Here is a 13,197-nt window from a genome sequence, read left to right as displayed (position 1 = left end):
TTGGTTGTGGTGAGCGGCTGTTACAGGTTGCCCCCTGTAGCAGTCGCGCTATTGTTTAATGCTCTTCTGCTTTGCCAATCACATTATCTAAAATCTCAGAAACCAGTTTCTGCTTTGTGCGCGGTAACTGGCTGATGATCTCGATCTGCTGTTCCAGCCGTGAAGCCGGGCCACGCTTGCCACTCTTGCGGGGCGCGGGTAATCCGAGCAGTTCATCAAGCGACAGGTTCAGGATCTGCGCCAGTTGTGGCAGCAACGCCGCCGAAACCTTGAGCTTCCCGCCTTCATAATGCGCCATCGTCTGCTGCGCAATCCCCAGTTGTTCCGCCAGTTGCGTTTGTGTTAGCTGCTGCTCTTTGCGCGCCTGCGCGATCCTTGCGCCAAGCTGCTTAAAAAACTGTTCGTCTTTGGTGTTCATGGCCTGCTGTAGCTGTCTTGTCGTTAACACTGCCATGATGTTACTCCCTGTTTTAAATAACTCAGTTGGCAATACCCTATAATAGAGTACTCTGCAATAGAGTTATTTTTACCCTAAGTCTATTGACAGGTTTTTACAGGAGTTCCCGACATGGCCCGCATCCCCGACTCCGAGTTGCAGCACCTGAAAGCCGCCGTGCCGTTAGTGGACGTGGTGCACGCGCAGGGGCGGCAGGTGTTCAAACGCGGCAGGGACTTTGTGGTGCTGTGTCCGTTCCATGAGGAGAAAACGCCGTCCTGTGTTATCAGCCCGGAGAAAAATCTTTACCACTGCTTCGGCTGCAACGCGGGCGGGTCGGTGCTGGACTGGGTGATGCAGACGGAACGCTTAAGTCTGCGCAAGGCGGTGGAACGGCTGCGCGGCGAACTGGGCGAAAATCCTTCTGTTCAACCGCTGGTCGGTCAGGACGAACCGACCGTGTTCGCGGAGGATGAGGCGGGCCGTCAGGCGTTACTGACTCGCGTCATCGACTTTTACCATCACACGCTGCTGAACGCGCCGGAGGCCATCGCCTATCTGGAAAAACGGCGGTTAAACCATCCTGAGTTAGTCGCCGCCTTTAAGCTGGGGTTCGCCAACCGCACGCTGGCGTATCGCCTGCCGCCAAAACAGAAGCGGGCGGGCGCGGCCATCCGGGGGCAGTTGCAGGCGCTGGGGGTGATGCGGGACAGCGGGCATGAGCATCTGGCGGGGTCGTTAGTGGTGCCGGTTATCGATACGCAGGGGCGGATACGGGAGCTGTACGGACGCAAAATCACGGAGGGGTTGCGCAAGGGCACGCCGCTGCATCTGTATCTGCCGGGGCCGCACGGCGGGGTCTGGAACGAACCGGCGTTAGTGGCGGGCAAGACGGTTATCTTATGCGAATCGTTAATCGACGCCATGAGCTTCTGGGTCGCCGGCTATCGCAACGTGACGGCGGCGTATGGGGTGAACGGGTTCACGGATGAGATGCGGCAGGCGTTTATCCGGCATGGCGTCAAACAGGTGCTGATAGCGTTCGATAACGATGCGGCGGGCAATGACGCGGCGGTCAGGCTGGCTTCCTTGTTAGTCGCTGACGGCATCGCACCGTTCCGGGTAGTGTTCCCGGCGGAAATGGACGCCAACGGCTACCTGTGTCAGGTAGCGGAGCCTGAACGCGAGTTCGGACTGTTAATCGACGGCGCGGTGCCGATGAACGATGCGGCCGGCACAGACGTGGCGGACACGTTGCCGGAGAGAGAGGCAGCGACGCTGCCCGTCTCATCATTAGCCGCCGGTGTTGAGGCGGTGAGAGCGGCGCAGGCGTCCGATGCGGGCGTGGTGGTTGAGGCGTTGCCGGGCGGTGAGCTTGAGATAGCGCTGTCCGGGCAGCAATGGCGACTCCGGGGCATGGCGCAGGTGAAACCGGGCGCGGCGGCGCTCAAGGTGAACGCGCAGGTACTCGACACGGCCAGTGGCGCGGTGTTCGCGGACAGCGTGGACATGATGAGCGCCCGCAGTCGTGCGGGTTATACGCGGCTGGCCGCAGTGGAGTTGGGGCTGGCTGAAAGCGATATCAAACGCAGTCTGGGGCGGGTGCTGCTGGCGCTGGAAAACCACCTGAGCCGACCGGAGGCGGAGAGCGCTGCGCCGGAAGTGACGGACGAACAGCGGGAAGCGGCGCTGGCGTTGCTGCGCGACCCGGCGCTTACCGGCAGGATAACGGACGACCTGGCGGCCTGCGGCGTGGTGGGCGAATCGACCAACCTGCTGGCCGGTTATCTGGCGGCGGTGTCGCGCAAGCTGGACAAACCGTTGGCGGTGCTGATACAGAGCAGTTCGGCGGCGGGTAAATCGTCGCTGATGGATGCGGTGCTGGGCCTTATCCCGCCGGAAGAACGGCTGCAATACTCGGCCATGACCGGGCAGAGCCTGTTCTATCTGGGTGAAACGAACTTACAGCATAAGATACTGGCGATAGCGGAAGAGGAAGGGGTGCGGCAGGCGGCGTATGCGCTCAAGCTGTTGCAGTCGGACGGGGAACTGACGATAGCGTCAACCGGCAAGGATGAGACGACAGGCAATCTGGTGACGAAGCAGTACACGGTGAAAGGCCCGGTGATGCTGATGCTGACCACCACGGCCATCGACGTGGACGAGGAGCTGTTAAACCGCTGTCTGGTGCTGACGGTGAACGAATCCCGCGAACAGACCGAAGCTATCCATGCGTTACAGAGACATAAGCAAACGCTGGAAGGATTGCTGATGGAGAACGAGAAAGGCTATCTGACTGAACTGCATCAAAACGCCCAGCGGCTGTTGCGTCCGCTGAACGTGGTCAATCCCTATGCGTCACAACTGACGTTCCTGAGCGACAAGACGCGCACCCGGCGCGACCATATGAAGTACCTGACGCTGATACAGAGTATCGCGCTGCTGCACCAGTATCAGCGGGAGGTGAAAACCGTCTCGCACCGGGGCCGGGTTATCGAATATATTGAGGTCGAATGGTCGGATATCGTGCTGGCCAACCGGCTGGCGCACGAGATATTAGGCCGGACGCTGGATGAAATGCCGCCGCAGACAAGGAAGCTGTTGCTGCTGATACAGGGCATGGTCAACCAGCTTGCACTGGCGCAGAGCCGAAAACCGGGCGAGGTGCGCTTTACCCGGCGGGATATCCGCAGCGCGACGCAGTGGAGCGACAGCCAGCTTAAGCTGCACTGCCTGCGACTGGCTGAAATGGAGTACCTGCTGGTACATGGCGGAAGCCGGGGTCACCTGTTGCAGTACGAACTGCTGTGGGACGGCGCGGTGCCGGAAGGGGCGCACCTGTGCGGGTTAATCGAGCCGGAAGCGCCTGAAAATAAGGGGTACGAATCACGCAAGTCTGGGTCTGACAGCAACAAGTCAGGGTCAAGTCTGCCCCAGGTCGGGGCCAAGTCTGTGGCGGGGAAATCGCGCCAAGCCGCGCCGGGCAAGGGTTCATCCGCCGCAAGTGGCGATAAGACGAAAACCACGGTTCCGGCAAAGAAAGTCTGACGCATCACATCGTAATCCCATCACCACGCAGGACGCGCCACCATGAGAAAACCTTCCGCTTTAGCGGCGTCTTCCCAAACTACGCTGCGCCAGCATACCCTGAGTTATCTTGAGCATCTGACCGCAACGGACCGCAGCGCCCGGACGGTGGAGGCCTACGGGGAACGGTTAAGGCCGTTCGTGACGTGGTGCGAACAACGGGGCGTGACGCTGGCTGCGCAGGTGAACCGGCTGACGGCGATACGCAGCCTGTTGCGCTGGCTGCTGCAACGCCACCATATCCTGTATAACCCGTCAGAGCAGTTGGTGTTGCCGAAAGTGGGGACAAAGCTACCGGCACAGGTACTGAGCGTGGAGGAAACCGAAGCGGTGCTGGACGCGCAGGACACACAAACGCTGACCGGGTTGCGCAACCGCGCCGTGCTGGAAATGCTGTGGAGCACCGGGCTGAGGCGTTCGGAACTGGCGAACCTGCTGCGGGTTGATGTGGACGTGGGACGCGGCGGGCTGGTTGTGAGGCAGGGCAAGGGACGAAAAGACCGGGTGGTGCCGGTGGGGATGCGGGCGCTGGTGTGGACGCAGCGCTATCTGGACGCGGTGAGGCCGCGACTGACGAGCCGGCACGACAGCGGGTATCTGTTCGCCACGATACACGGCAGGAAGCTGGGGCGCTCGACGCTGACGCAACTGGCGGGAAACGCTATCCGCCGAGAGGCAAAGCTGGAGAAGGCGGGGGCGTGTCACCTGTTCCGCCACTCAATGGCGACGCAGATGCTGGAGAACGGGGCGGACACGCGGCACATCCAGGCTATCCTGGGGCATGAGAAGCTGGAGACGACGCAAATCTACACGCGGGTCGCCATCGGGCATCTGAAGAAGGTGCATGAGAGGACGCACCCGGCAGAGCGCAAGCGCAAACCACGCCGGAAGAAAACGACGCGCGCAACCCCTGACAAGTACCAAAAGAATGAGTATGATTAAATCCTACTTGGCGGAAGAAAGGTGTTACCCATGAGAACGACACAACAGATGAGCATCACGTTGCCGAATGAGATGGCAGCACAGGTGAAAGCTCGTGTAGCCAGCGGCGAATATGCATCGGAAAGCGAGGTTATCCGGGAGGGACTTCGGGCGCTGTTAGCACGTGATAATGCCGTAGAAAAATGGTTGCAGGAGCAGGTTGTTCCGGCCTGGAATGCGCTGCAACGAGGTGAAACGGACAGCCTCAGCGGTAACGACATCAGAAACAGACTGAAAGCCGAGCATAAGAAGGCGACCGGAGAGTAATAATGGATTACCAGGTGGTGTTCGCACCCGAAGCGGAAGAACAACTTGCCGCGTTGTATCGCTATATCGCGGAAGCGGCGACACCCAAAACGGCACTCAGTTACACGGAAAGCGTGGTTGAATACTGTGAATCGTTTGAACTGTTCCCGGAGAGAGGAAATCAGCGTGATGATATCCTGCCGGGGCTTCGCGTGACGAACTACCGTAAAAGAACGGTTATTGCCTTCATGGTGGAGGAAGACAAAAAGCGGGTAACGGTGCTGGGTATCTGGCACAGTGGTCAGGACTATGAAAGTGACCTGCTGACCGATGAAACCGACTGAAAACAGGGTATCGCCGGACAGCCCGAAAAAGTAGCTCACTCTCTTCAGGGGCGCAGGACGGTGCCGGGCAGAAAGCCCTCGTCCCTGCGGGCTTACTGCCTTGTTCAGCATCGGCGTGTGCGGGGGTAAATGGCCGTCCGGCCAGCGCTACGCTAAATCGCTCTCTGCCCGCGCTGCTGCTGGCCAGCCGTCCATTAAACATAATGCGTATAATCTGCATTATGTCGTGCGCCCCCGCAGTCGGCAGCGCAGTCCGGCGCGGCGCACAGGGCTGCGCCCTCTGCTGTCGGCGTCGGCGCTCCCTTCAGCGACGGGGTGCGGCCGCCGTCCCTGGCGGCGGAAGCAGCGGAGCCAATCCTCAGCCAACGTCAACCCCGACAGGGAAGTCGGCCTGACGGCCTCTGCTGAAAGGCTTAATACCCGCCCGCTGCGTCAGGCTGCGCGGGGTCGCACTGCGTTGCTCCTTCCCCGCTCGCCTGCTTCCGCCCCCGCGCCGGAGCCGCAGACAAGCAGCGGCCCCGTCACGGGTTGGCGTAATAAAAACAGGTAATGCCAGCGGTACGGCGTGTTGTTATTATGCGGAGTGTGCAGACAGGGAAAGTCACAGCGCGGCGGTAGCGTGTCCGGGAGTAAAAGTGCGCGTCGGGGCTGGCGGGGGGATTAAATAACTACCAGTACGCACCGAATCCGCTGACGTGGATCGATCCGTTGGGGTTGGCGAAATGTGGAACTGGTCAATATAAAGATGTCGGTGGCCACCACGTGCATGCGAAAGCCGGATTTAAAAGCAATCCTAAGTACGATCCGAAAAAAGGATTCTCAATAAGTCAGGATTATATGGATAAGATGGGATGGGATGGGATCATCAGGCTATGACTTCATACCAAAGACAGGCTTTTAAAGATCTTTATAACACTGGCCGACCTAATACTCTCAGTGAGCATACAAAAATAGCAGTTAATGCGCTGGAAGCTGGGGGTGCAACAACACAACAAGCGAGAAGCCTTGTTGCTGAATCATTATGGAATTTACGCTCTCAAGGTGTATTTAACTTTCTTTTTCTGTTTGAAGAAGATGATAAAAAAGAGATATTAGTATCAGGTAAAAATATTACTGAAATAAGCGACGGATTATCCGGTGAGTTATTTACGGAAGATGGTTGGATAAGTCGTTTTAGTAAAAATAAGTAATGATGTTTATCCATTATGTTTTATTATAATAATATGTTGAAAAAGCCGGAAGCGATCACAACGATCCTTCCGGCTTTATTTTATCTGTCGTTCAGTCGCGGTTATTTACTGATTAATTATCCCCGCCAGAATCCAGTCCGCCGGGAAAGCAGTTAAGCCAGTCGGCGGCGGCGCGTTCATCGAACGGTTTCAGGCTTAATCCTTCCAGACAGTGCCAGAGTTCCCGAATATCTTGCACGGTGACGACGATGCAGCCCGGCATGATCGGCTGGCCGGTGGTAAATCCCGTCTCAGTGAGCCACTTGCCGCTGATGGTAATGGCGGGAGTGAAATCAACGGCGGTCAGGTGAATGATGAAGCGCTCTGCCATTAGACGCGCAAGAGCGGCGCGGTTGCCACTTAATGGTGTGTCAACTGGTACTGGACCAGAACACCAAAGGGGAGTAGCGCTCCTCTGGCCCGCACATCGGTTGGCATTAGCGCGGGGTTTCTTCCAGTATCAGCGGCCAGTGAACATAGCTTTGCCAGCGGCTTTCCTGTTCCAGTGCTTCTGCCCGTAACGGATGTTGAGCCATCCAGCCGGCAGGCAAAATGACCCGTAAACTTTCGCCTTCGACGCGCAGACGTACTGCCGGCAACGTATCGTCGCGGCGGCGGCTGGCGAAAATAATCGCCAGACGCAGCAGACGACACAGGTGCTGGGCTTGTATCACCGGCAATGCATTTTGTTGACTGAGTGGCATCAGGTCGACAGGATTGCTTTGATTTTGTAACAACGTGGCCAGTAGTTTCTTTTGCGCGGGGGTAAAGCCGGGAAGATCGCTGTTGCGGATGAGATAGGACGCATGCTGAGGAGACTGGCGAAAATCGATGCTTAGACCAATTTCGTGGACCAGACAGGCACTTTGCAGTAGTTCACGACATCGATCGTCCAACTGCCAGTCGCGCGCGACCTGTTGCAGAAAGTTGTCGGCCAGCGAACCCACCCGTTTGGCTTGTTCGCGGTCCAACAGATAACGACGCTGTAAATTATGCAGCGTCCGGTGGCGGATATCCTGATCAATCGGTAGATGGAGCATGCCATACACCAGACCTTCACGCAGTGCGCCTCCGGCCAGTGTCATGGTTTTTATGCCGAGTTCCTGAAATATGGCCAGCAGAATCGCCAGTCCGCTGGGAAAAACCAGGGCTCTTTCCAGCGTCAGACCTTCAATCTCGAGCTCTTCCAGCTTATCGCACTGGATCGCATGCTGTTTTAGCTGCTGGAGTTTTGTCAGCGTGATGTATTCATCCATCCCCTGCGCGACCATAATCTCCTGCAAAGCCTGCACCGTACCTGATGCGCCGACGCAGATTTGCCAGCCCTGTTCACGCAGAGAAGCGGCGACCGGGCGCAGCATTTCGCGAGCCGCCTGTTCGGCGCGCTCAAAATTACCCGCTTCCAGATTACGATCGCTAAAATAACGTTCCAGCCAGGTCACGCAGCCCATGGGCAAGCTGATGAGTCTGGTTGCCTTGGCGCCCACGCCGGTAGCCAGTTCTGTGCTGCCGCCGCCGATATCAACGACCAGACGCTGCTCTGGTCCGCCGGTGGTGTGGGCCACGCCCTGATAGATCAGCCTAGCTTCTTCTTCACCGCTGATAACCTGAACCGGTAATCCCAGAATCTGCTGGGCCTGTTGCAGAAATTCGTCAGCGTTGGTGGCCAGCCGTAAGGTTGCCGTCGCGACAACGCGTACCTGCTCCCGTGGAATATCCTGCAATCGTTCTGAAAACAATTGCAGACACTGCCAGCCCCGCTGCATCGCTTCCTGCGATAACCGGCTCTGCTTATCCAATCCTGCGGCAAGACGAACTTTTCGTTTTATCTTTGCCAGCGTCTGAATGCTGCCCGCGATTTCCCGAACCACCAGCATATGAAAGCTGTTGGAGCCGAGATCGATAGCCGCATAAAGTGAAGAGGAGCTTAGCATTCGCGATCAGCCTGGTCGTTTACGATTATTACGTGGCGCTCCGCTACGGCGCGGCGCGTTGCTTCTGCGCGGGCCGCTATTGGAGCGAGGCGGGCGCGTTAAGCGCTTCGGTGCCGGTAAATCGTTAAGTAATGCGTCGCTGTTGTATTTGCTGACCGGAATACCGTGACCGATGTAGGTTTCGATAGCGGGCAGATTCAGCGCGTATTCCTCACAGGCCAGACTGATGGAGAAACCGCTTTGACCTGCGCGGCCAGTACGGCCAATACGGTGAACATAGTCTTCACAGTCATCCGGCAGGTCGTAGTTGAAGACGTGCGTGACTAACGGAATATGCAGGCCACGCGCCGCTACGTCGGTCGCAACCAGAATATCCAGCTTGCCGTTGGTGAAGTCATCCAGAATACGCAGACGTTTTTTCTGCGCCACGTCACCTGTCAGCAGACCAACGCGATGACCATCGGCGGCCAGGTGGCCCCAGATATCTTCACAACGGTGTTTGGTATTAGCAAAAATAATGCAGCGGTCCGGCCACTCTTCCTCGAGCAGCGTCTGGAGCAGGCGCATTTTTTCTTCATTGGACGGATAGAACAGCTCTTCTGTGATGCGGTGGCCGGTTTTTTGTTCCGGTTCGACCTCCACATACTCGGCATTATTCATTTGTTCAAAAGCGAGTTCGCGTACGCGGTAGGAAAGCGTCGCGGAAAAGAGCATGTTCAGGCGCTGCGTTACCGGCGGCATCCGACGGAACAGCCAGCGGATATCTTTGATAAAGCCCAGATCATACATGCGGTCGGCTTCATCCAGAATCACGACCTGGATTGCACCTAGGTTAATATGATTCTGTTTCGTGTAGTCGATCAGACGGCCCGTAGTGCCGATCAGGATATCGACGCCGCTTTCCAGCACCTTGAGTTGTTTGTCATAGCCATCGCCGCCATAAGCCAGACCGAGTTTCAGTCCTGTCAGACGGGAAAGGGCTTCTGCGTCAGAGTGAATTTGTACGGCTAATTCACGGGTCGGCGCCATAATTAAGGCGCGCGGCTGATTGGTCTGACGCTCTGCATTTGCAGGGTGTGAAAGCAGATAATGGAAAGTAGACGCGAGAAAAGCTAGCGTCTTGCCTGTACCGGTTTGCGCCTGACCTGCTACATCACGCCCTGACAAAGCCAGTGGCAATGTTAACGCCTGGATAGGCGTGCAGTTATGAAACCCTTTACTTTCAAGAGCTTCGATAACCCGCGGGTGCAGGGCGAAGTCGGAAAACTTCTGTTCTGTTAAGTGTGTTTTGCTCATAGTGTGGTAGAATATCAGCTAACTATTGCTTTACGAAAGCGTATCCGGTGAAATAAAGTCAACCTTATTGTTGGTTAATGCTACACCAACAAGGTAGACATAATCCTGTGGAGTAAAACATGAGCGATAAAATTATTCACCTGACTGATGGCAGTTTCGATACGGAAGTATTGCAGGCTGAGGGCGTAACCCTGGTTGATTTCTGGGCTGAGTGGTGTGGTCCCTGTAAAATGATCGCTCCGATTCTGGATGAAATTGCAGAAGAATTCGAAGGTAAACTGACGGTTGCCAAGCTCAATATCGATGAAAATCCGGCAACCGCACCGAAATATGGTATCCGTGGTATTCCTACTTTGCTGTTGTTCAAGAATGGTGAAGTTGCAGCGACCAAAGTCGGCGCTCTGTCTAAAGGACAATTGAAAGAGTTCCTGACCGCCAATCTGTAATTCGTCCTGCATTCCTGAGGGTGGCATAATTCTCCATTGACCGCTTGCCGCCCGTCAGGAAGCGTGCTAGATTCGTCAATACTGCATATCGTACTTACCTACGTTTAAGCCTTTAGGCTTAAGCCTGAAAGTTTGAATCTAAAGTATTATTCTGTGTCAAAATCGGAAAGTCATTGATTTACAAAAATGTTCGTTATCTGGTTTGGACAATCTAATAGTTTTAAAATAACTGGTTTTATGTATCTTCGAAATCCTTCGCTGTCGTTTTGTGCAGATTCTGCATGCGTTAAGAACGCAACAAAACGGGCATACCCAATAGATTTTGAGGTGCAGGAAGGCGGCAACCGAGTGAATCCTCTGGCGCTTACAATGAGTAGGCGGCTGGGGTGAATGAAGGCAGCCAACGCGCCTGCGGCTTGAAAGATGACGAGTATATGGGTGATCGAAGGTTATTATAGAGGCACGGATGACCCTGCCATACCATTCACGTTAATAGTTCGAGATTTACCCCGAGTTTAAGAACCCACCATTATGAATCTTACCGAATTAAAGAATACGCCGGTTTCTGAGTTGATTACTCTTGGCGAAAGTATGGGATTGGAAAACCTCGCTCGCATGCGCAAGCAGGATATTATTTTTGCCATTCTCAAGCAGCACGCGAAAAGTGGCGAGGATATTTTCGGCGACGGTGTGCTGGAGATATTGCAGGATGGCTTTGGCTTCCTCCGTTCTGCAGACAGTTCCTACCTTGCCGGTCCCGATGATATCTACGTTTCCCCCAGTCAAATCCGCCGTTTTAACCTTCGTACTGGTGACACCATTTCAGGCAAAATCCGGCCGCCAAAAGAAGGTGAACGCTATTTTGCCCTGCTGAAAGTCAACGAAGTCAACTACGACAAACCAGAAAACGCCCGCAGTAAAATCCTGTTTGAAAACCTCACTCCCCTGCACGCGAATTCTCGCCTGCGGATGGAGCGTGGTAATGGTTCAACAGAAGATTTGACGGCCCGGGTGCTGGATTTGGCCGCGCCTATCGGCCGTGGTCAGCGCGGTCTGATTGTTGCTCCGCCAAAAGCAGGTAAAACCATGCTGTTGCAGAATATTGCACAAAGCATTGCTTACAACCATCCTGACTGCGTGCTGATGGTGCTGCTGATTGACGAACGTCCGGAAGAAGTGACCGAGATGCAGCGTCTGGTTAAAGGTGAAGTCGTTGCTTCTACCTTTGATGAACCTGCTTCCCGCCACGTTCAGGTTGCCGAAATGGTAATCGAAAAAGCGAAGCGCCTGGTCGAGCATAAAAAAGACGTCATCATTCTGCTGGACTCTATTACACGTCTGGCACGTGCTTATAACACCGTGGTGCCTGCTTCCGGCAAGGTATTGACCGGTGGTGTGGACGCCAACGCTCTGCATCGTCCAAAACGTTTTTTTGGTGCGGCCCGTAACGTTGAAGAAGGCGGCAGCTTGACGATCATTGCAACCGCACTGGTCGATACCGGTTCAAAAATGGACGAAGTCATTTACGAAGAGTTTAAAGGCACCGGTAATATGGAGCTGCATCTCGCGCGTAAAATTGCTGAAAAACGCGTATTCCCGGCTATCGATTACAACCGTTCCGGTACGCGTAAAGAAGAATTGCTGACCACGTCTGAAGAACTACAAAAGATGTGGATTCTGCGTAAGATTATCCACCCGATGGGTGAGATTGATGCGATGGAATTCCTGATTAACAAGTTGGCGATGACCAAAACCAACGATGAATTCTTCGATATGATGAAGCGTTCGTAAATCACGAATGGACTCGGGGAACGCCACGCTGGGTCGTGGCGTTTTTTATGCCGGACTATTCCTGCCCCTTTCGGTCGTCGCAAGCGATGTTTAAAATCGCTCCCGGCGATTTTTTATATCCAAGCCTATAAAATGGTTATTTGAGCCATAAAGGTTATAAACTGCGTTCTTTTTAGACTATGCTGATCGCCTGGGAAGCAGGCCATAGGGTTGTGGCCTTGCTGAACGGAAATGTATCAATGTGATTGATAGTCTTTAAGGCGTAAACCGAGCATATATTGAGCAGCCATAGCGAAGCTGTGAACGGTGAATTTACTCATTATGAGTATCGAATTATTAATCATTTTCCTGTTTTCTCTGGGCTTTCTGTTTTTTGCTCGCCAGGTGGCGAGAAAGATAGGACTTGTCGATCGCCCGAACTACCGTAAACGGCATCAGGGGCTGATTCCTCTGGTGGGGGGTATCTCCGTGTTCGCAGGGATCTGCTTTACCTTTCTGATCACCGATTACTACATTCCCAATTTCCGTCTTTACCTGCTTTGTGCCGGTGTTTTGGTGTTTGTCGGCGCACTGGATGACCGTTTTGATATCAGCGTGAAAATCCGTGCTGTCGTACAGGCATGTGTCGCGGCCATCATGATGGGGTTTGCGGGGCTTTCTTTGCACAACCTCGGCCATATTTTTGGCCCATGGGAAATGGGATTGGGGCCTTTTGGCTATCTGGTCACGCTGTTTGCGGTCTGGGCCGCAATTAATGCTTTCAATATGGTTGATGGGATTGATGGGCTGCTGGGCGGGCTATCCTGTGTCTCATTTGGCGCAATGGGGATATTGCTCTATCTGGGCGGTCATATGAATCTGGCGTTGTGGTGCTTTGCCATGATTGCCGCTACGCTTCCCTATATTCTGCTGAATCTCGGCGTTTTCGGTAAACGGTTCAAAGTCTTTATGGGTGATGCCGGGAGTACCATGATCGGTTTCACGGCTATCTGGATCCTGATTCAGACCACGCAAGGTAAACAGCATCCGATTAATCCTGTTACCGCATTGTGGATTATTGCGATTCCCCTCATTGATATGATCGCGATTATGTATCGCCGCCTACATAAAGGGATGAGTCCGTTTTCTCCCGATCGCCAGCATATCCATCATTTGATGATGCGGGCCGGCTTTACTTCTCGACAGGCTTTTGTGTTGATTACGCTGGCGGCCGCGTTATTAGCCGCAGTTGGTGTGCTTGGAGAATACCTCTCCTTTGTGCCAGAATGGGTAATGTTGGCATTATTCTTGCTTACGTTTTTGCTCTATGGCTACTGCCTGAAACGCGCATGGCGAGTCGCTCGTTTTATCAAGCGCATCAAGCGCCGTATGCGGAATGCCGATGAGCAAAAGCAGTTCCCTTGACCA

The 13,197-nt window shown here is 54.6% G+C and carries 12 protein-coding genes; 8 read left to right on the top strand and 4 right to left on the bottom strand.

The features are described 5' to 3' along the window. Positions 1–55 precede the first annotated feature (55 nt). Positions 56–454, bottom strand: a complete 399-nt coding sequence (locus DDT52_RS18335; RefSeq protein WP_136157634.1) for a helix-turn-helix domain-containing protein — start codon at positions 452–454, stop codon at positions 56–58. 114 nt (positions 455–568) lie between these two features. Here DDT52_RS18335 and DDT52_RS18330 point away from each other — a divergent pair, with 114 nt between their 5' ends. The 5 genes from DDT52_RS18330 to DDT52_RS21295 all read left to right on the top strand — a co-directional run bounded on the left by DDT52_RS18330 (position 569) and on the right by DDT52_RS21295 (position 6,284). Beyond that, positions 569–3,484 carry a CHC2 zinc finger domain-containing protein gene (locus tag DDT52_RS18330; RefSeq protein WP_136157633.1) on the top strand — a complete coding sequence of 972 codons (2,916 nt, stop codon included), beginning with the start codon at positions 569–571 and terminating at the stop codon, positions 3,482–3,484. Between the two features lie 42 nt (positions 3,485–3,526). Next, complete coding sequence (xerC, locus tag DDT52_RS18325) at positions 3,527–4,465, top strand: site-specific tyrosine recombinase XerC (protein ID WP_136157632.1); 939 nt, start codon at positions 3,527–3,529, stop codon at positions 4,463–4,465. Positions 4,466–4,495: 30 nt separating this feature from the next. Beyond that, on the top strand, positions 4,496–4,771 hold the full coding sequence (locus DDT52_RS18320; protein WP_136157631.1) for a type II toxin-antitoxin system ParD family antitoxin: 276 nt from the start codon (positions 4,496–4,498) through the stop codon (positions 4,769–4,771). Positions 4,772–4,773: 2 nt separating this feature from the next. Continuing rightward, positions 4,774–5,094 carry a type II toxin-antitoxin system RelE/ParE family toxin gene (locus tag DDT52_RS18315; protein WP_136157630.1) on the top strand — a complete coding sequence of 107 codons (321 nt, stop codon included), beginning with the start codon at positions 4,774–4,776 and terminating at the stop codon, positions 5,092–5,094. A gap of 851 nt (positions 5,095–5,945) precedes the next feature. Beyond that, a complete protein-coding gene (locus DDT52_RS21295) occupies positions 5,946–6,284 on the top strand; it encodes a hypothetical protein (protein ID WP_247595588.1) in 339 nt (112 codons plus the stop codon). Positions 6,285–6,396: 112 nt separating this feature from the next. Here DDT52_RS21295 and DDT52_RS18305 read toward each other — a convergent pair whose 3' ends face one another. From DDT52_RS18305 to rhlB, 3 genes are all read right to left on the bottom strand, one after another. After that, positions 6,397–6,654 carry a SymE family type I addiction module toxin gene (locus DDT52_RS18305; RefSeq protein ID WP_136157629.1) on the bottom strand — a complete coding sequence of 86 codons (258 nt, stop codon included), beginning with the start codon at positions 6,652–6,654 and terminating at the stop codon, positions 6,397–6,399. Between the two features lie 106 nt (positions 6,655–6,760). Next, entirely contained in the window at positions 6,761–8,257 is a 1,497-nt protein-coding gene (gene ppx / locus DDT52_RS18300) for an exopolyphosphatase (protein ID WP_136157628.1), read from the bottom strand. A 6-nt stretch (positions 8,258–8,263) separates the two neighbouring features. Beyond that, complete coding sequence (gene rhlB, locus DDT52_RS18295) at positions 8,264–9,553, bottom strand: ATP-dependent RNA helicase RhlB (protein WP_136157627.1); 1,290 nt, start codon at positions 9,551–9,553, stop codon at positions 8,264–8,266. A gap of 119 nt (positions 9,554–9,672) precedes the next feature. Between rhlB and trxA the strand changes: the two genes are divergently transcribed. The 3 genes from trxA to wecA all read left to right on the top strand — a co-directional run bounded on the left by trxA (position 9,673) and on the right by wecA (position 13,194). Next, complete coding sequence (trxA, locus tag DDT52_RS18290; protein WP_109054856.1) at positions 9,673–9,999, top strand: thioredoxin TrxA; 327 nt, start codon at positions 9,673–9,675, stop codon at positions 9,997–9,999. Positions 10,000–10,530: 531 nt separating this feature from the next. Next, positions 10,531–11,790, top strand: coding sequence for a transcription termination factor Rho (gene rho, locus DDT52_RS18285; RefSeq protein WP_136157626.1), 1,260 nt, complete (start codon positions 10,531–10,533; stop codon positions 11,788–11,790). A 306-nt stretch (positions 11,791–12,096) separates the two neighbouring features. Then, entirely contained in the window at positions 12,097–13,194 is a 1,098-nt protein-coding gene (gene wecA / locus DDT52_RS18280) for a UDP-N-acetylglucosamine--undecaprenyl-phosphate N-acetylglucosaminephosphotransferase (protein ID WP_136157625.1), read from the top strand. Positions 13,195–13,197 lie beyond the last annotated feature (3 nt).

Source organism: Brenneria roseae subsp. roseae (assembly GCF_003115845.1).
Taxonomy (GTDB): Bacteria; Pseudomonadota; Gammaproteobacteria; order Enterobacterales; family Enterobacteriaceae; genus Brenneria; species Brenneria roseae.
This window is presented reverse-complemented; position numbering and strand designations above follow the sequence as displayed.